Genomic DNA, 18404 nt, shown 5'->3' with positions numbered 1-18404 from the left:
ATGGTTCTGCCACAGGGTCACGCGGGTGACCAGCCAAGAACGCAGCCTAACCGCCAAACAATCCCGAGAAGACGTCAGAGAAACTGTTCAGCAAAGCCATGATCACCAACACCCCCAGCAACGCAAAAAACGCAAAGGCAAAGAACTGGAACAGGATTGCCCCCGTACCTATAACCATTCCGGCGATGGCAGGGCGCCGCTTTTCGTGACGCAGGATGCCAACGGCCGAGATGACGATCGCAAGCCCGCCAAGCATGGCGACACCGATCCGCAGGAAATCATCCAGATCGCGGGCGCGGGCAACGGGCTCGGGTTGTTCCATCCCCGCGGCGGCCCTCAGTGTCGATTTGCCGATTTCGGCCGCCAGTTCGCCCAGCGACACACCCGCAGTCTGCTGAGGTGCAAAGGGCCCCGCCCAGAATACGAACAACACAGCAAACAATGCCAAAGACGCGATGCAGAACCCAACCCAGCCGAAAACCGGGTTAACATTGTCAGTGGCCGAAATTCCGGTCATCACGTATCCCTGCTTTGGTTGTGCCAAAGCACTAACATGAAAACCGAGGCAAGATTTGGGCAAAACCCGGCTGGTCGGGCAATCAGCCCTGTTCACGGCCCTTCAGCACATATTTGCAGTCGCAATACGGGCATTCGACCCAGCCTGTATCCTCGGGGATTTGCAGCCAGACGCGCGGATGGCCCAATGCGCCTTCGCCGCCGTCACAGGCGACACGGGCGGTTTCGACGATCTTGGTTTCCGGCGCTTCGATGGTCACGGCTGGCGATCCTTCTTCGGTTGTCGGCCTCGCGGGCATGTATTAGGTGCGTTTATGAGCGATGAGCAATCCGGGGGCAAGAGCCACATGAGCGATGCGGCAATCAGGATCGAAGGTCTGCGCAAGACCTATCGTGGCGGCAAGGGTCAGCCCGAGAAACACGCGCTGAAAGGCATTGATTTGACTGTTCCCAGGGGCTCGGTTTTCGGGCTGCTGGGCCCGAACGGCGCCGGGAAATCGACCCTGATCAATATTCTCGCCGGGTTGGTGGTGAAGTCTTCGGGCCGTGTATCGATCTGGGGCTTCGATCAGGATCAGAATCCGCGACAGTCCCGCGCCGCGATTGGTGTGATGCCGCAAGAGCTGAACCTTGACCCGTTCTTCACCCCGCGCGGCGCGCTCGAGGTGCAGGCAGGCCTGTACGGCGTTCCGAAATCCGAACGTCGCAGCGATGAAATCCTTGAACTGGTCGGCCTCAGCGACAAGGCCGAGGCCTATGCCCGCACGCTGTCGGGCGGGATGCGGCGGCGGCTGCTGCTGGCCAAGGCGCTGGTGCATCACCCGAAAATCCTAGTGTTGGACGAACCCACGGCGGGCGTCGATATCGAACTGCGCCAGATGCTGTGGGCCAATGTGCGCAAGCTGAACCAGCAGGGCGTGACCATCATCCTGACCACCCACTATCTGGAAGAAGCGCAGGAGATGTGCGACGAAATCGCCATCATCAACCACGGTGAAAAGATCGCTCAGGACAGTACCGTCAACCTGCTGGGCCGCATGGACAGCCGGACCATGGTCATTGTTCCCGACACCCCGGTGGTCGACCTGCCGGTGACCGAAGGCGTCGAGGCCAGCTTACGTGAAGACGGCAGCCTAATACTGCAATATCGCAGCGCCCGGACCAGCGCCGAGCAGGTTCTGGAATCCGTCCGGGCGGCGGGCATCCGCATCCGCGACGTGCGTACCGAAGAGGCCGATCTCGAGGATGTGTTCCTGGCCCTGACCTCCTCGCGCACCGACGATGCCCCGGCCGACGATCAGGACCAGCCGCGCCGGGGCCTGCACCGGGTCAAGCTCTAAACCCGGTCGATCCGTGCTTGGTAGCAGTTGTTCCGCGCCGATCTGACGTGGATATAGGCCACATCCAGGCGGGCAAAAATATCGCTGACTTTTGCGCCGATCTGATCTTTGGGCGTGATTGCCCCGGTGCCATAGACGATCCGGTCATCTGGTCCATACCCCTTGATCAGATAGTCGGGTGCAGTGGTCAAGATCTCGGGCAGGGCGTCGCCTTCATAGCGCTCGCAAGGCGTTGCGCACAGAAAAATCGGCCCTGTTTCAGCGTATGGATGTGGCTCTAAAAAGGGGCGATGCGCCAATATCAGCATCTCTGCGCCTTCGGGAATGTTCTTCAGGCAGTGGCGACAGGGATTGCCAGCCCCCGACGAAACGGCGCGCTCGGGCGCGGCGCCATATTCATCAGGCTGACCTGCCTGAAGGGCGCGGACTTCGTCAGTGGGCAGAGCGGTGATCTTGAACATATCAGGTCTCCTTTTTCTGCAACCATGCGCGCCTGGCCTGGTCCAGGCGACCCGTTTTCTGCGCAAAGGACTCGAAAAAGAACAAAACGTGAATATAATGTGGAATCGCCATGTATGCCGAGCTATCGATCACGTCGAACTTCACCTTCCTCACCGGGGCTTCGCACCCCGAGGAGTACATGGAGCGCGCCGTCACCCTGGGCCTGCCCGCCATCGCCATCGCCGATGACAACTCGGTGGCCGGCATCGTCCGCGCCCATACCCAGGCGCGCGAGATCGCCCGCAAGGTGCGCGAGCGCCGCGCGTGGGAGGAGCAGAACACGCCCATCGGCCCGCCCTGCCCCGATCACATCCCGAAACCACCCTCGTTCCCGGTGCATGCAGTGCCGCGCCTGATCCCGGCGGCGCGGCTGATTTTTACCGATGCCCCGCCCGTCACCGCCCTGCCCATCAACCGGCAGGGCTGGGCCAGCCTGTGCCGCCTCCTGTCCACCGGACGGCTGCGCGCGGCCAAGGGCGAGTGCATCCTGCACCTGTCCGACCTGCTGGAATTTTCCGACGGTCTGCACCTGCTACTCTGGCCACAGGCGGGCCGTCCGAGCGGCGGCGCGAGCGGGTGGCGAACACAGGCGCAACAGCTGACGCGCCGCTTTGCCGGGCGCATGCATCTGCTGATGCATCCCCGCTATGACGGGGCGGATGCGGCATTTTTCCATTTGTTAGAGACTGAATCATATCATCTGGGCCTGCCCACAATCGCCAGCGCCGCACCGATGATGCATCACGGGTCGCGCCGCAAGCTGGGTGATGTGCTGACCGCGATCCGCCTGCGCCGCAAGGTGGACGATCTGGGCCGCCACGCGCTGGCCAATGGCGAACAGCGCCTGCGCTCGGAACCCGAGATGCTGCGCATCTTCAAGGGCTTTGAGGACGCCGTGGCCCGCGCTTATGCGCTCAGCCAGGAACTCACATTCTCGCTGGACGAGCTGCGCTATGAATATCCCAGCGAGGGCAGCGACAAGGAAACCCCGACCCAGCGCCTGCATCGGCTGGCGCATGAAGGGTTGAAATGGCGCTATCCCGCCGGGGCGTCCGAGAAAGCCCAAAAGATGCTGGCGCATGAACTGACGCTGATCGGCAAGCTGAAATACGAACCCTACTTCTTGACCGTCCGCGACATCGTCCATTTCGCGCGCTCGCGCGGTATCCTGTGCCAGGGGCGCGGCTCGGCGGCGAACTCTGTCGTCTGTTTCTGTCTCGGCATCACCGAGGTCAGCCCCGAGATGGGCACCATGGTGTTCGAACGTTTCGTCTCCGAGGCGCGGGACGAGCCGCCCGACATCGACGTGGATTTCGAACATGAACGCCGCGAAGAGGTAATCCAGCACATCTATGAACGCTATGGCCGCCACCGCGCGGGGCTGTGCGCCACGGTGATCCACTATCGCGGCAAGCGCGCCATCCGCGAGGTGGGCCGCGCCATGGGCCTGACCGAGGACACGATTTCCGCCCTGTCCTCGCAGCTGTGGGGGTTCTTCTCGGCCTCGGGGCTCGAGGCCGAGCGGATGCGCGAAATCGGCCTCGACCCCGAGGATCACCGCCTGAAACAGATTCTAACATTGGTGCATCAGATCAACGGGTTCCCTCGCCACCTATCCCAGCATGTGGGCGGGTTCATCATCACCGAGGGCCGTCTGGACGAGCTGGTGCCCATCGAGAACGCCACCATGGAGGACCGCACCGTCATCTGCTGGGACAAGGATGACATCGATTCCTTGGGCATCCTCAAGGTCGATGTTCTGAGCCTGGGGATGCTGACCTGCATCCGCAAGGCCTTCGACCTGATCGGCCAGCATCATCAGACCAGCTATACGCTCGCCACCCTGCCGCCCGAGGACCCGGCGGTCTATGACATGCTGTGCAAGGCAGACTCGGTGGGCGTGTTCCAGGTGGAATCACGTGCGCAGATGAACTTCCTCCCCCGGATGCGGCCGCGCAATTTCTATGATCTGGTGATCGAGGTCGCCATCATCCGCCCCGGCCCCATCCAGGGCGACATGGTGCATCCCTATATCCGCCGCCGGAACGGAGAGGAGGAGGTCAGCTTCCCCTCGGACGCACTGGGCGAGGTGCTGGGCAAGACGCTGGGCGTGCCGCTGTTTCAGGAACAGGCGATGCAGATCGCCATCGTCGGCGCGGGCTTCACCCCCGAACAGGCCGACCGGCTGCGGCGGTCGCTGGCGACCTTCAAGAAACACGGCAATGTCAGCGAATTCCGCACCCTGTTCCTGCGCGGGATGCAGCGCAACGGCTATGACGCCGAATTTGCCGAGCGCTGTTTCTCGCAGATCGAGGGGTTCGGCTCCTACGGATTCCCCGAAAGCCACGCGGCCAGCTTTGCGCTGCTGGTCTATGCCAGCGCCTGGATCAAGTGCCACCATCCGGGCATCTTCGCCTGCGCGCTGCTGAACTCGCAACCGATGGGGTTCTATGCCCCCGCCCAAATCGTGCGCGATGCGCGCGAACATGGCGTGCAGGTGCGCCCGGTCTGCATCAATGCCAGCTTCTGGGACAACGTGATGGAGCCCGACGGCCATGGCGGGCTGGCCCTGCGGCTGGGCTTTCGCCAGATCAAAGGCCTCAGCGAAGAGGACGCCAGCTGGCTGACCGCCGCGCGCGGCAATGGCTATCATCAGGTTGACGACGTCTGGCGCCGCGCGGGCCTTGGCCCCTCGGTGATCGAGCGTCTGGCCGAGGCCGATGCCTTTGCCGCCTGCGGCCTGACCCGGCGCGAGGCGCTGTGGCAGGCCAAGGCGATCGCCACCGCCAGGCCCCTGCCGCTGTTCGCGCAGGATCTGGAAGGCGAGGCGCTGGACGAGCCCGCCGCCCATCTGCCCGGGATGTCGCTGGGCGAACAGGTGGTCGAGGATTACGTCGCCACCCGCCTGAGCCTGCGGGCGCATCCCGTGGCTCTGCTGCGGCACCTGCTGACGCCAGGGCAGCGCGACAATACCACCTCTGTCACATAACGCCGGAACCGCCTATCTGCCAAAAAACAGAGGCGAAAACAGGCCACCATGACCAGACCAACCCTTCCGCCGCGCTTTCCCGCGACGCCCGAGCAGATCAACGCACAGGTTCGCGCCTTTTACGCCCGTGTGCGGAAAGACTCGGTACTTGGCCCGGTATTCGCCAACCATGTCACAGACTGGCCCGCGCATGAGGAAAAGATCGCATCCTTCTGGCGCAACGCCATCCTGTTCGAGCGCAGCTATGACGGCAACCCGCAGCGGGTGCATATCGAACGACCGGACGTAAAGCCCGAGATGTTCGCCCATTGGCTGGACCTGTTCCAAGAGGTCGCCACCCAGATCCTGCCCCCGGAAACCGCCACACCATGGGTTGCTCTGGCGCGCCGCATCGGTGTTGGGATGAAGGTCGGGGTGCAATCGGCCCGCCAGCCCAAGGACGCGCCACCGATCCTGCGTTGAGCCCACGGCATGGCTGCCTTGCGATGTTAGCGGTAAATTAGGGGCTATGCGGGTCGAGAAAATAGGGTTAGTCAGAGACAAGACAGCCCCTTTTGCGCTGCCCCTTCACATCGACACATCACCCGAGGCCGACCCATGAGCACTCAGAACACCACCCTCCGGGGTCTTGGCTATGCATTCGCGGGCTTTGCGGTCTTTGCCACCCATGACGCGCTGATCAAGACGCTGGGCGGGACCTACTCGGTGATGCAGATCATCTTTTTTGCCACGCTGTTTTCCTTTGTCCCGATGGCCGTGACGATCTTGACGGACCGGACCACGGGCAACTTCCGGCCGCATCACCCCTGGTTGGTGTTGCTGCGCTCAGGTCTGATGGTCACGGCCATGTCCTGCGCGTTCTATGCCTTTTCGGTCCTGCCCCTGGCCGAGGTCTATTCGTTGCTGTTTTCTTTCCCGCTGATCGTCACGGTCCTGTCGATTCCGATACTGGGCGAAGTCGTCCGGGCCCAGCGCTGGGCTGCGGTTGGCGTGGGTCTGATCGGGGTGCTGATCGTTCTGCGCCCCGGCGCAACGGATATCACGCTCGGCCATCTGGCCGCCCTGATGGCCGCATTCTGCAGCGCCTTCGCATCGGTGCTGGTGCGCAAGATCGGAAACGAGGAACGCTCGGCCGTACTGATCCTGTATCCGATGCTGCTGGCGATCGTGGTCATGAGCCTGGCCCAACCGGCCGTTTATCAGCCGCCGTCCCTGTTGCATCTGGCCATGATGGCGCTGGTCGGCGTGTTTTCCGTGATCGCCCAGCACCTGATCATCCTGGCCTATCGCGCTGCACCCGCCGGCGTGGTCGCGCCCAGCCAGTACAGCCAGATCATCTGGGCCACGATATTCGGCATGATGTTCTTTGGCGAAACGCCCGACATGTGGGTCGCAGTCGGGGCCAGCATCATCATCGCGTCCGGTGTGTTCGTTGTCTGGCGCGAGAGCCGGGCCAATGTATCGCCGAACAAGCCGGTTCTGCGCGTCCGCTCGCCGCGCTCTGACACCGGCGCCTCGGCGCGGCCAGGGTCGTAGGGCGGCCGCTACTGATCTTTCAGTCTGATCTTCCGGTCACCGTTTTCGCCTGTTTCCTCGAACTTCCCGGTGGCTCGTACCAAATCGCTCAGCCGCTTGAAGCCGTAGGTTCGCGTGTCAAAATCCGGATAGTTCATGCTGAGCTGACTGCCGACCCAGCCAAGGCCGGCCCATCCGTCCGGTTCCTCGGATTTGAGCACGACATTCCGGATCAACTGATAAGCATGGTTCAGCTCTTGTTTGGGAGAGGGCTTCTTAGCTTTCTCCGGGGAATCGTTCACCTGCACCTCCTCCTTTTTGATATTCTCGATGTAGATGAACCGGTTGCAAGCCGCGACAAAGGCTTTGGGCGTCTTTTCTTCGCCGATCCCGAACACACTCAACCCTTGTTCTCGGATCCGGCTGGCAAGCCGGGTAAAGTCGCTGTCTGACGACACCAGTACAAACCCACCGAACCGGCCAGAATGCAATATGTCCATGGCATCAATCACAAGGGCGATGTCCCCGGCGTTCTTGCCAGTGGTATTGGCGAATTGCTGGTGCGGAACGATGGCATATTCCGCCAGCTTCTCAGCACTCCAGCCTTGCGGGGTACCGCCCGAGAAATCTCCGTAGATCCGGCGCAGGCTTGCCTCACCCAATGTGGCAACTTCTTCGAAAATCTCGGCAACATGCTTTGCCGGAACATTCTCGGCGTCAATCAGAACGGCCAGGCGTTCCGTTGCTTCAGTGGTCAATTTAGTCCCTCTATTCAGATATTTATCAATATCCTGAAGATAGGAGACAAAAAGGGCGGGTTAAACCCCGCCCTTGCAATTTCTGGTTGTCAGTAAATCACCACCGACCGGATGCTTTCGCCCTTATGCATCAGGTCGAAGCCGGTGTTGATGTCGTCCAGACCCATGGTGTGGGTGATCATCGGGTCGATCTCGATCTTCCCTTCCATGTACCAGTCGACGATCTTGGGCACGTCCGTGCGCCCACGTGCACCGCCGAAAGCGGTGCCGCGCCACGACCGGCCTGTGACCAGCTGGAACGGACGGGTCGAGATCTCGGCCCCTGCGGGTGCGACGCCGATGATGATCGACTCACCCCAGCCTTTATGCGCCGATTCCAGCGCCGCGCGCATCACCTGCACGTTGCCTGTTGCATCAAAGGTGTAATCCGCGCCGCCCTTGGTCAGGTTCACCAGATAGGGCACCAGATCGCCCTCGACCTCGGACGGGTTGACGAAATCGGTCATGCCGAACTTGGTGGCCATCTCGACCTTGGCGGGGTTCAGGTCGACGCCGACGATCTGATCGGCCCCGGCCAGACGCAGGCCCTGAATCACGTTCAGACCGATCCCGCCCAGACCGAACACGATGGCGCGGCTGCCGATTTCAACCTTGGCAGTGTTGATCACCGCGCCGATGCCCGTGGTCACGCCGCAGCCGATATAGCAGATCTTGTCGAACGGCGCGTCCTCGCGCACCTTGGCCAGCGCGATTTCCGGCAGGACCGTATGGTTCGAGAAGGTCGAGCAGCCCATGTAATGCAGGATCGGATCGCCATCCAGCGTCGAAAACCGCGAGGTGCCATCGGGCATCAGCCCCTGGCCCTGCGTCTCGCGGATAGCCTGGCACAGGTTGGTCTTGGGATGCAGACAGTATTCGCACTCGCGACATTCGGGGGTGTAGAGCGGGATCACGTGATCGCCCGGCTTCAGGCTGGTCACACCCGGACCGACCTCGACCACCACGCCGGCGCCCTCGTGGCCCAGAATGGCCGGGAACAGGCCTTCGGGGTCGGCGCCCGACAAGGTGAATTCATCCGTATGACAGATGCCAGTGGCCTTGATTTCAACCAGAACCTCGCCCGCCTTTGGGCCTTCAAGGTTCACATCCATCACTTCCAAAGGTTTGCCCGCCTGTACGGCGACGGCAGCACGGGTACGCATGGTACTTATCTCCCTGTCACTTTTGCCCCGACCCTGCGTCAAATACAGGGTGTTTTCAACTGTGCTTTCTTGGCAGGTTGGCTAATTGTTTGATATTGCAGAAACGACATTGCCAGAATGAGGAACGCCAATGCACCGTTTTTTACCGATCTTTATCTTTCTGGCGGCCTGCGCAGACACAAGCGTTCCGCAGGATGTCGCCACCACCTCAGAAGACGCTCCTGTTGATCTGGCATTTTGCAAGGGCGAGCCCTTTGCCGAAACGGTCGGTCAGCCCGTATCAACGATTCAAGCCGACCTTCCCGAACGGTCTCGTGTTTTGGGCCCGGATGACATCGCCACACAGGATTACCGTATCGACAGGCTGAACGTCTATGTGAACGACGCCGGTGTTATTCAGCGTCTGACCTGCGGGTAAGCGTGGACTCGGCAGGTGATTCTGAATTAAGAACAAAATAAGAACATCAATGATGCCTGCCGATGCCCAAACGCCGAATTCTTTCGCTGTGGTTTCCCCGTCTGGGGGCCGAACGGCTGGTCCGCGCCGCGCGGGGCCTGCATAGCGGGCCTTTGGCCGTTGTGGCCGAACAGTCGAACATGCAGATCGTCACGTCGTTGAATGCCGAGGCACAGGCCGCCGGATTGCGCGTGGGTCAGCCGGTACGCGATGCCCATGCCATGTGCGCCAGCTTGATCACCCGCCCTCGCAACGCCCCGGCCGAGGCTGCGTTTCTGACCGCGCTGCGCCGCTGGGCGGGCAAGTTCAGCCCATGGGTGGCCGAAGAGGCCCCCGATGGCCTGATCGTTGACCTGTCAGGCTGTGCCCATCTGTTCGGCGGTGAAGAGACCTTGCTGAGCGTGCTTGAGACCGACTGCGCCGACATGGGCCTGAGCGTGCAGATGGGTATCGCCGACACGCTGGGCGCGGCCTGGGCGCTGGCCCGCTATGCCGGGCAAGAGGCCACGTCTGACCGCAACGGCGACGCCATCAACCAAGAGGCCCGCGCCACCCGCGCCCGGGCAAGCAAGCGGCGGCACTGGACCAGGGGCGGGGCCGCGCCACAGGTGATGGCGCTGGGCGGTGGCGCGCGGATTGCCGCGCCGGGGCAGGCCTATGGCGCGCTCAGCCCCCTGCCCATCGCGGCGCTGCGGCTGGACGATCAGACCGTGGCGCAACTGAACCGCCTGGGCCTGCGCCGGATCGGTGATCTGCTGGGCCAGCCGCGTGCCAGTTTGGCACGGCGGTTCGGCCGCGGGCTGGTGTTGCGTCTGGATCAGGCCATGGGCAGCGCGCCCGAGCCGGTCTCGCCCGCCCGTCCGCCACATCACTTTGCAGTGCGGATGACTCTGCCCAACCCGATTGGCCTGGTCGAAGACGTGATGGCCGCTGTCGATCGGATTCTGCCAACGCTCTGCACCAAACTGGAAGAGAAGGGGCGCGGGGCCCGCACGCTGCGGCTGGAAGCCCACCGTGCGGATCAGGCCGCTGAAATCATCGAGATCGGCCTGGCCCGTCCGACCTATGACAAAAATCGCATTCGCCCTTTGTTAGAGATGAAAGTTGACAAGATCGACGCAGGCTATGGCATCGACTTGCTGCGGCTTGAAGCGATCCAGACAGAACCCATCCACGCCCGCACCATCGCCGGTCATGCCGAAGCGCGCCGCGTGGCCTGCAACCGGCTTGAGGGCAATACAGCCGTGGATGACCTTACGGCCAAGCTGGGCGCGCGGGTCGGGCTGGACGCGATCACCCGGCGGCATCCTGCGGCCTCTCATATCCCCGAGAAAACGGCGCAAACGCTGGCGGCGGCCTGGTCGGAACCCGCGCGCGACTGGCCTGCCCCGCCGCGCCCCCGCCCCTTGCTGATGTGGCAACCCGAACCCGTGATGGCCCCGGAAACCCCGAATGTGCCCTGCACCTTTCGCTGGCGTGGACGAGACTGGCAACTGGCACAGGCCACCGGCCCGGAACGCATCGCGCCGGAATGGTGGCTGGATGACCCCAACTGGCGCAGCGGTGTACGCGATTACTGGGTGGTGGTGACAGAACAAGGGGAGCGCCTGTGGTTGTTCTATGGGCACGGAGGCACGATGTCCGCCGGCTGGTTCTGTCAGGGACAGTTTTGTTAGAGTCTATTTCCCACGATAAACCAGCAGGTCCGGCAGGTAGTCAATCAGACGAATGAACCAGGAAAACGGTGCCGGAAAATCCGTACGGAAACGGCGACGCGCCATCGCATTGACCACGCGATCCGCCGCATCCTCGGGCGACATCAGCATCGGCATCTTGAAACCGTTCTTTTCGGTCAGGCGGGTTTTGATGAAGCCCGGATTGACGATACGCACCGTCACGCCCGTACCCGCCAGGTCGTGTCGCATCGTCTCGGCCAGAGAAATCAGCGCGGCCTTGCTGGCTCCGTACCCGATTGCGGCGGGCAGCCCGTGATACCCGGCCAGTGACCCGATCAAAGTAACCTCTCCCTGGCCTGCCCGGACAAAACCCGGAACGGTTTCACCCAGAACCCGTAGCGCACCCAGATAGTTCACATCGCTCATCCTGAGCGACGCCTCGGTGTCCCATTCGGCCGAACGCATGGGGTCATACGCACCTGCATTGTAAACCAGCCCGTCGACATGCCCCGCCTCGGCAACAGCCGAACGAACAGAGTCTAACTCGGTCACATCGCACCGGATCGCGCGCGCATCCGGCAGTTCAGAACACAGTTCGGACAACCGCTCAAGATTGCGCGCAGACAGGATCAGGGAAGCACCCTGTTGGCCAAGCGCATGCGCCAAAGCGCGACCCAGCCCTTCGCTTGCGCCGATGATCCAAATGGTTTTCCCGTCAAAGCTGCTCATGTGTGGGCCGATTCAGTTGTGTTTCACGATAATACGGCCTCGCATCCGCTTCGGATCAAAACGGTAGCGCAGGTCACGGAAGCTCAAACCAGAAGCCACAAGGTAGTGCATCTGTTAAAAACTTCTAATCGGATTGATCCACTTGTGCCTACCCTGCGTATCTTTTTGTAAACTGATACGTAAAGAGGCTGGAATGTTCGACGAACCCCGGGGTGTACGGAAGAAAATCGCGATTGTAGGTGCAGGCATTTCGGGACTTTCCGCCGCTTACTATCTTTCAGAAAACAACGACGTGACAGTCTATGAGGCCGAACCTCGGCTTGGTGGCCATGCCCGCACGGTGATGGCCGGAAAGAACGGGGATCAACCGGTCGATACGGGCTTCATAGTCTTCAACTATGCGACATATCCCTACCTGACCCGGCTGTTTGATGAGCTGGGCGTGCCCGTGATCGAAAGCGAGATGAGCTTTGGCGCGACAATCGACAATGGCCGCATTGAATACGGGTTGAACAATCTGCGCACACTGACCGCTCAAAAGCGCAATCTGGCGCGTCCGGCTTACTATAAAATGATCGCTGATATTCTGCGGTTTGGCAAAGAAGCCCCAGAAGCCGCCAAGGACGATGACACCACGATTGGCGAATTGGTGGACCAGCTGCGGTTGGGTCATTGGTTCCGGCACAATTATCTGATGCCGATGTGCGGTGCCATCTGGTCTACGCCGGTCGAGTTCGTGGATCAGTTCCCCGCACGCTCTTTGGTGCAGTTTTTCCGCAATCACGCTTTGCTGGCAAGTGGTCGCGCAAACCAGCATCAATGGTACACGGTCAAAGGCGGCAGCATAGAGTATGTCCGCCGGATCGACGCGGCCCTTCGTGCGCGGGGGGCAGAAATACGTCTGGCCAGCCCTGTTCAGAATGTATCCCGTGACGAGATGGGCGTCACCATCCACAGCCAGGGCGCCGTGGATCAGTTCGATGAAATCATCCTGGCCACCCATTCCGACCAGTCGCTTGCCATTTTGGGTGATGGCGCGACCCCCGCGGAAGCCGCTGCATTGGGCGCAATCCGCTACCAGCCCAATACGGCCATATTGCATTGTGACCCAGGTCAGATGCCAAAGCGGCGCGCCTGTTGGTCAAGCTGGACCTATCGTTCGCAAGCCGGAGATGTGGGGGTAACCTACTGGATGAACCGGCTTCAGAACATTCCGGACAGTGACCCGCTGTTTGTAACGCTGAACGCTTCATCAGAAATTCCCGCGGAAAAGATCTATGACCAGGTTGAATTTGCCCATCCGGTCTTCGACAAGGCCGCCCTGAAGGCGCAAGGGCAAATCCGCGAGATGCAGGGACAGAACCGAACTTGGTTTGCCGGTGCTTACAACCGGCACGGATTTCACGAAGACGGGATAGCCAGCGCGATGCATGTCGTTGCTCGAATAAATGGCGCCCCGCAAACCATCGGAGCTGACAATGGCATTCCTGGGAAAGACCCGGCCCTATCTGTTGCCGCTGAATAAGGCGATATGGCGCACAGCGTTTCTTGCACTTTCCTTGCTGATCCCTAATGGGCTGATCGCATCGCCGGTCACGGAAGAACTGAACGATGCCCAGCTGCGCGGAACCGCGACGTTCCGGTATCTGGGTTTGCCGATCTATGACGCCAAACTCTATACGCCCAAAGGTGCGCCGTTCAGTTGGAGCGAAGATATCGCCCTGCAACTGACCTATCGCAAGAACATCAAGAAGAAAGCGCTGGTCAACTCGACGCTTGACGAGATGGACCGCATCGGCCGTTCAGCACCCGTTCGCGACCAACTGAACCGGTGTTTCAAAGCCGTGGCGAAAGGGGACAGCTATCTGGCGGTTTCTGATGGTCCCGACAAGGTCAGTTTCTGGCTGAACGGGCAAAAGACCTGCACCATGGCGTATCCGGGCATCAAGCGCAGTTTCATGTCCGTGTTCCTGGGAGACAACACGCGGTCCGCGTCCTTCACGCGCAGGCTACAGGGGCGGTGATGCTCTATCCCCGGGTCAGTCTCTATGCGCTGATGCTCGCTGCGGCGGGTATCCCGCTTTATATCCACTTGCCGCGCTTTGCAGCCGTGAACCTGGGTATTGGCCTTGGGGTCATTGGTACGGTGCTGCTGGTGATCCGTTTGGTGGATCTGGTGCAGGATCCGCTGATCGGTTGGGCAATCGACCGATGGCCCGGCGGCCAGCTTGCATTTGCGGCGATGGCGGCTTTGGGGCTGGCGATCGGGTTTCCCCTGCTTTTCAATCTGCCGCAGGGTGCCAGCGTGCCGGAACTGGTCGCGATCCTGATCTTGCTGTTCTCGGCATACAGCCTGGGAACCATTCTTCTGTATGGTCGCAGCGCAACTCTGGCAAAGCGAACCGATCCGCAAGAGCTGATGACACTGGCCGCCTATCGTGAAGGCGGGCAGTTGACCGGGGTGGTCATCGCAGCCAGCGCTCCGGCCCTGTTGGTCGCTTTCGGGGCACACTCCCAAGGCTACCCCGCATTCGGAGCGTTTCTGGGGCTGCTGTCCGTTCTGACCTTGATACTGACGATCCCGATCTGGCGACGCAGACCGATCACCGGATCAGGCCTGTCCTTTGCAGGTCTGGGTCAGGCCGGTGGCTTGCGCCTTCTTGCGCTGGCTTTGGTCAACAGCCTCCCGGTTGCCATAACCTCCACCCTGTTTCTGTTTTTTGTGGAAGACCGGCTGCAACTGCCGGGCAAGGCGGGTCCTTTGTTGATCCTGTTCTTCCTGAGCGCAGGCGCGAGCGTCCCGATCTGGGCAAAGCTCAGCAACAGAATTGGCCCGAAACAGACTCTGATCATCGCCATGCCGCTCTCGATTGCCGGCTTTATCGGCGCTGCCACACTGAGTGCAGGAAATCTTGCGGGTTTTGCAATGATCTGTCTCGCCTCGGGCGCGGCGCTGGGCGCGGATATGGTCGTATTGCCGGCCATGTTCTCGATCGTCCTTACCCGGGCCGGGCTGAACGCATCAGCCGCGTTTGGCATCTGGTCCTTCGCTGGCAAACTGGGCCTCGCCCTGGCTGCCTTTTTCACTCTGCCGCTGCTGGAACGCAGCGGTTTCACCCCCGGTCAAACCAATTCCGCACAGGCGCTGGATACACTCAATCTTGCCTATGCGGTGCTGCCCTGCATCCTGAAAGTCGGAGCGTTCGGGATGGTGTTGACCCTGCCGTCCGAGGTCACAAGCAAATGAACGCTTTCACCATCATCCTTCTGGTCCTTCTGACCGCTGTCTTCATCCGCGCAAGGCTGCTGAGCTTTCGCGCGCAATCGCCGTCAGATTACAGCGGCACCGGGCCAGATTTTTCCCTGAAAAAACACCTGAACGGAGAGATCTTGTCCGAGGGCCTGATCTATGGCCCCAACGGCAAAATGTCGAACAGCTTTGTCGCGCGCATGTCCGGCGAATGGAAAGGCAACTCTGGCACGCTGACCGAGTACTTCACGTATTCCAACGGAAAACAGATGACCCGCAAATGGTACCTGACGCTGGGAACTGGCAACACATTCACGGCAATGGCGGATGATATCGTAGGCGAAGGTCGGGGCATCATCTCGGGGTCCACGGTGAAACTGACCTATCGTATCATTCTGCCAGATGACGCCGGTGGACATACGCTGGATGTCACCGATTGGATGTATCTGACAGAAACCGGCGTCATCATGAATCGGTCCGAGATGCGCAAGTTTGGCGTCAAGGTCGCGGAACTGATCGCCACAATGCGTCCAAGCCCCAGTTCTAAACCGATGCATCCAAGTGGGTCAAACGGGTATGACGCGACTTTGGAAGGGAAGCCGTTGCAATGATCACCTTTCGCTCTTTCATCGCCTGCGTCGCCATCGCAAGCCTTGCACTTCTGGCGGCCTGCTCCAGCAAACCGAAGGTACCAAAAACGTTTCTGTCGGACCGACAGTTGAACCTCGAGGAATTTTTCGAAGGCAAAACAGTGGCCTACGGTCAGTTTCAGGATGTTCTGGGAAATATCCCCCGCAGATTCACGGTTGATATCGACGGGACATGGGACGGCGAAACCCTGACCCTGGTCGAAGACTTCGTCTACGACGATGGCGCGACGGAACAGCGCATCTGGACATTGACCAAAACCGGAGAGGATACGTGGACCGGTACGGCGCCTGGCGTGCTGGGAACCGCCAGCGGGATTGAGCGCGGGGATACGTTCAACTGGAAATACAAGATCGACCTGCCGATCAAGGACGGGACCATGCGTGTCAAATTCGACGATTGGATGTGGCTGCTGGATGACGACCGTCTGCTGAACCGCGCGTATGTCTCACGCTATGGCGTCCGTCTGGGTGAAGTCATCCTGTTCTTCGAGAAGAAATAGGGCCGCCAGGACCGGTTTCATCACAAAAGTCAGTAGAAAATAAACTCGTCCACCAATGCTGTCGTCGATCCCTTGACCTCACCGGCCGTGTTTGCCCTTGGCCCGTCCGAGGCCGCGCCCTCGGCGCGTTCGCCGCCCTCGACCTTCAAGCGCGCGCGTTCTATCTGCCCCCAGAGGAAAAACAGACCATCCCGTTTTCCCATGAGGCGCGAAGGAACTGTTGTCCGCAAAACACCTGTTTTCGGTTTTGGCATCTGCTCTCTTACTGCCTCCGGTGTTTTCCACCATTTTCGGAAAACGTAATGGTTTTTCCCGAAAAAGACAATTTTTTATGGACAAAATGAGGTTTTCTACCGACCGTTGACAAGGTGGACTGACAACTCTCGCATGACGGATATTCGCCTTCTTCACCTGCCCCATTGAAAGCCAGCACTATCCCAAACGGATCAACTTCACCCAAAAGGGCTTGCTGCAAACCTCCTTCACTTGGCTTGACACTCTCTTTTCCAGCCATGCTCAGGCGACGTGCAGCGTTTCGTTTCTGATCCGAGCAGCCGGGCCTTCGCCGTCGCGGTTGGGGGACAATTAGGCGGCGCCGATGTCAGACGTGGCCGCATCCATCGCAAGGCCATCGGCCACCGCAAAACGCCATGCTGGCGGGCCTGCCACGCCCCTGTGCCAAGGACTGTGATCCCGGCGCCGTCCACGCTGCCGGAAAATTTCCATGTCTGTTTTGAAACCGGAAATGTCGCAAGCATTTCAGCGCCCAAGCGGGTAAAAAGTAGGCTGCCATCGTGAGGTGCCGCTGCTTGATTCTCAGACAGCGGAGAATTGGGAAATCGGTGTAAGTCCGGTACTGCCCCCGCAACGGTAAGGAAGGTCAGGTTCGACAATCAACCACTGGGACGAGGATCCCGGGAAGGTGTCGCAACCGGGCGCAAGCCCCTTTCAAGTCCGGAAACCAGCCTCAAAGATATGTCAAACCGCGGGTGGCGGTGGGGGCACGGATTTCGGACGTGATCCTCGCGCGCTTCCGGACGGCTCCTCCTTGTCATCTGCCCAAGCAATGCCGCGGGGCGCGGCAGGAGAGCCAGAAGTGAACAATGTCCAAAACCTGTTGGCGCGTCGAATCCCGGGCTATGCTCTGGAACGGGCCTTTTACACCGACCCCGAGATCTTTCAGACCGACCTGGAAACCATCCACTATCGCGAATGGCTCTTTGCCATTCCTGCTTGCGAACTGGTGAAAGCCGGCGACTATGTAACATACAACGTGGGTGCCTATCGCGTGATCATCGTGCGCGGCGCCGACAACCAGATCCGGGCGTTTCACAACACCTGCCGCCATCGCGGCTCGATCATATGCAAGGCGGCAAAAGGCAACGCGCCGAAGCTGGTTTGCCCATATCACCAATGGACCTACGAGCTTGACGGCTCTTTGCTGTGGGCCCGCGACATGGGGCCGGAATTTGATCCCAGGCAGCATGGTTTGAAGACGGTTCATTGCCGCGAGCTTGCCGGGTTGGTTTACATCTGTCTGGCGGATGTCGCCCCGGATTTTGACACGTTCGCCAATATCGCCCGCCCGTATCTTGAGCCGCATGATCTTGCGAATGCCAAGGTCGCCTTCGAAAGCACGATCATCGAGAACGGCAACTGGAAGCTGGTCTGGGAAAACAATCGCGAGTGCTATCACTGCGGCGGCAACCACCCTGCGCTGTGCCGGACCTTCCCTGATGATCCGGGCGTGACGGGGATCGAAGGCGGTGAAACCCCAGCCTATATGCAAGCCCATTTCGACAGGTGCCAGGCAGCGGGTATGCCATCGCAGTTCTACCTGCACGAGGACGGCCAATATCGACTGGCGCGGATGCCGCTGAAAGAAGGGGCCGAGAGTTATACGATGGACGGGAAATCCGCCGTGCGCCGTTGGTTGGGCCGGTCGCCCTTTGCGGATGCGGGATCGCTTTTGAAGTTCCACTATCCGACCACGTGGAACCACTTTCTTGCCGACCACTCGATTGTTTTCCGCGTCACGCCGATCGGCCCGACAGAGACCGAGGTCACGACCAAATGGCTGGTCAACAAGGATGCGGTTGAAGGCGTTGACTATGACGTGAAACGTCTGACCGAAGTCTGGGTCGCCACGAATAACGAAGACCGTCAGGTGGTCGAGGACAACCAGCAGGGCATCAACAGCCCGGCCTATGTGCCCGGCCCGTATTCAGCCATTCAGGAATCCGGCGTGCTGCAATTCGTGGATTGGTATTGCAACACAGTTTCGGCCCGCCTGGCGCCTGACTCCATGGCGGCGGAGTAAG

Annotated in this window: 20 protein-coding genes and 1 riboswitch; of the genes, 12 read left to right on the top strand and 8 right to left on the bottom strand. The window is 60.5% G+C overall.

Annotated elements, in window-relative coordinates; genetic code table 11:
* Positions 1 to 46: 46 nt before the first annotated feature.
* Together GOW09_RS07525 and GOW09_RS07520 are read right to left on the bottom strand one after the other, a co-directional pair.
* Positions 47 to 517 (bottom strand): hypothetical protein, encoded by a 471-nt coding sequence (locus GOW09_RS07525; RefSeq protein ID WP_171117027.1) that lies wholly within the window; start codon positions 515 to 517, stop codon positions 47 to 49.
* 82 nt (positions 518 to 599) lie between these two features.
* Positions 600 to 776, bottom strand: coding sequence for a zinc-finger domain-containing protein (locus GOW09_RS07520; RefSeq protein WP_152459472.1), 177 nt, complete (start codon positions 774 to 776; stop codon positions 600 to 602).
* 87 nt (positions 777 to 863) lie between these two features.
* Here GOW09_RS07520 and GOW09_RS07515 point away from each other — a divergent pair, with 87 nt between their 5' ends.
* A complete protein-coding gene (locus tag GOW09_RS07515; protein WP_171117274.1) occupies positions 864 to 1856 on the top strand; it encodes an ABC transporter ATP-binding protein in 993 nt (330 codons plus the stop codon).
* On the opposite strand, the gene GOW09_RS07510 is transcribed toward GOW09_RS07515, so the two are convergent.
* Positions 1853 to 2317: a DUF1203 domain-containing protein gene (locus tag GOW09_RS07510; protein ID WP_171117025.1), complete on the bottom strand. Its 465-nt coding sequence runs from the start codon at positions 2315 to 2317 to the stop codon at positions 1853 to 1855. The genes GOW09_RS07515 and GOW09_RS07510 overlap by 4 nt on opposite strands.
* A 110-nt stretch (positions 2318 to 2427) precedes the next feature.
* On the opposite strand from GOW09_RS07510, the gene GOW09_RS07505 reads away from it, so the two are divergent.
* The 3 genes from GOW09_RS07505 to GOW09_RS07495 all read left to right on the top strand — a co-directional run bounded on the left by GOW09_RS07505 (position 2428) and on the right by GOW09_RS07495 (position 6882).
* Positions 2428 to 5346: an error-prone DNA polymerase gene (locus GOW09_RS07505; protein ID WP_171117022.1), complete on the top strand. Its 2919-nt coding sequence runs from the start codon at positions 2428 to 2430 to the stop codon at positions 5344 to 5346.
* Positions 5347 to 5394: 48 nt separating this feature from the next.
* Positions 5395 to 5808, top strand: coding sequence for a group III truncated hemoglobin (locus tag GOW09_RS07500; RefSeq protein ID WP_171117020.1), 414 nt, complete (start codon positions 5395 to 5397; stop codon positions 5806 to 5808).
* A gap of 135 nt (positions 5809 to 5943) precedes the next feature.
* Positions 5944 to 6882 carry a DMT family transporter gene (locus GOW09_RS07495; protein ID WP_171117018.1) on the top strand — a complete coding sequence of 313 codons (939 nt, stop codon included), beginning with the start codon at positions 5944 to 5946 and terminating at the stop codon, positions 6880 to 6882.
* An 8-nt stretch (positions 6883 to 6890) separates the two neighbouring features.
* Here GOW09_RS07495 and GOW09_RS07490 read toward each other — a convergent pair whose 3' ends face one another.
* Both GOW09_RS07490 and GOW09_RS07485 read right to left on the bottom strand, forming a co-directional pair.
* Entirely contained in the window at positions 6891 to 7619 is a 729-nt protein-coding gene (locus tag GOW09_RS07490) for an NYN domain-containing protein (protein ID WP_171117016.1), read from the bottom strand.
* A gap of 89 nt (positions 7620 to 7708) precedes the next feature.
* Positions 7709 to 8821: an S-(hydroxymethyl)glutathione dehydrogenase/class III alcohol dehydrogenase gene (locus GOW09_RS07485; RefSeq protein ID WP_171117014.1), complete on the bottom strand. Its 1113-nt coding sequence runs from the start codon at positions 8819 to 8821 to the stop codon at positions 7709 to 7711.
* A gap of 130 nt (positions 8822 to 8951) precedes the next feature.
* Between GOW09_RS07485 and GOW09_RS07480 the strand changes: the two genes are divergently transcribed.
* Positions 8952 to 9239, top strand: coding sequence for an I78 family peptidase inhibitor (locus GOW09_RS07480; protein ID WP_171117012.1), 288 nt, complete (start codon positions 8952 to 8954; stop codon positions 9237 to 9239).
* A gap of 62 nt (positions 9240 to 9301) precedes the next feature.
* Positions 9302 to 10954: a DNA polymerase Y family protein gene (locus GOW09_RS07475; RefSeq protein WP_171117010.1), complete on the top strand. Its 1653-nt coding sequence runs from the start codon at positions 9302 to 9304 to the stop codon at positions 10952 to 10954.
* 3 nt (positions 10955 to 10957) lie between these two features.
* Here the strand turns inward: GOW09_RS07475 and GOW09_RS07470 are convergent, their stop codons facing one another.
* Complete coding sequence (locus GOW09_RS07470; protein ID WP_171117008.1) at positions 10958 to 11683, bottom strand: SDR family oxidoreductase; 726 nt, start codon at positions 11681 to 11683, stop codon at positions 10958 to 10960.
* 193 nt (positions 11684 to 11876) lie between these two features.
* Here GOW09_RS07470 and GOW09_RS07465 point away from each other — a divergent pair, with 193 nt between their 5' ends.
* Genes GOW09_RS07465 through GOW09_RS07445 form a run of 5 tightly spaced genes read left to right on the top strand, consistent with a single transcriptional unit; the run spans position 11877 to position 16083 of the window.
* A complete protein-coding gene (locus GOW09_RS07465) occupies positions 11877 to 13208 on the top strand; it encodes an NAD(P)/FAD-dependent oxidoreductase (protein WP_171117006.1) in 1332 nt (443 codons plus the stop codon).
* A complete protein-coding gene (locus GOW09_RS07460; RefSeq protein ID WP_253284188.1) occupies positions 13162 to 13707 on the top strand; it encodes a hypothetical protein in 546 nt (181 codons plus the stop codon). Before GOW09_RS07465 ends, GOW09_RS07460 begins: the two co-directional genes overlap by 47 nt.
* The gene (locus tag GOW09_RS07455; RefSeq protein ID WP_171117004.1) at positions 13707 to 14930 is read left to right on the top strand and encodes an MFS transporter; all 1224 of its coding nucleotides are present in this window, start codon (positions 13707 to 13709) and stop codon (positions 14928 to 14930) included. The genes GOW09_RS07460 and GOW09_RS07455 overlap by 1 nt, the downstream gene beginning before the upstream one ends.
* Positions 14927 to 15544, top strand: coding sequence for a DUF3833 domain-containing protein (locus GOW09_RS07450; protein ID WP_171117002.1), 618 nt, complete (start codon positions 14927 to 14929; stop codon positions 15542 to 15544). The genes GOW09_RS07455 and GOW09_RS07450 overlap by 4 nt, the downstream gene beginning before the upstream one ends.
* Positions 15541 to 16083, top strand: coding sequence for a DUF3833 family protein (locus tag GOW09_RS07445; protein ID WP_152459485.1), 543 nt, complete (start codon positions 15541 to 15543; stop codon positions 16081 to 16083). The genes GOW09_RS07450 and GOW09_RS07445 overlap by 4 nt, the downstream gene beginning before the upstream one ends.
* Positions 16084 to 16112: 29 nt before the next feature.
* On the opposite strand, the gene GOW09_RS07440 is transcribed toward GOW09_RS07445, so the two are convergent.
* Both GOW09_RS07440 and GOW09_RS07435 read right to left on the bottom strand, forming a co-directional pair.
* Positions 16113 to 16337: a hypothetical protein gene (locus tag GOW09_RS07440; RefSeq protein WP_152459486.1), complete on the bottom strand. Its 225-nt coding sequence runs from the start codon at positions 16335 to 16337 to the stop codon at positions 16113 to 16115.
* 8 nt (positions 16338 to 16345) lie between these two features.
* Positions 16346 to 16597, bottom strand: a complete 252-nt coding sequence (locus GOW09_RS07435; protein WP_171117000.1) for a hypothetical protein — start codon at positions 16595 to 16597, stop codon at positions 16346 to 16348.
* A 266-nt stretch (positions 16598 to 16863) separates the two neighbouring features.
* Positions 16864 to 17068, top strand: a riboswitch (cobalamin riboswitch).
* An 81-nt stretch (positions 17069 to 17149) separates the two neighbouring features.
* On the opposite strand from GOW09_RS07435, the gene GOW09_RS07430 reads away from it, so the two are divergent.
* Positions 17150 to 18403: an aromatic ring-hydroxylating dioxygenase subunit alpha gene (locus GOW09_RS07430; protein ID WP_171117270.1), complete on the top strand. Its 1254-nt coding sequence runs from the start codon at positions 17150 to 17152 to the stop codon at positions 18401 to 18403.
* Position 18404: the final 1 nt, after the last annotated feature.

The organism is Ruegeria sp. HKCCA5463 (assembly GCF_013034175.1).
Classification (GTDB): domain Bacteria; phylum Pseudomonadota; class Alphaproteobacteria; order Rhodobacterales; family Rhodobacteraceae; genus Ruegeria.
Note: the sequence above shows the minus strand (reverse complement) of the source record. Positions and strands in the feature narration are given on the sequence as shown.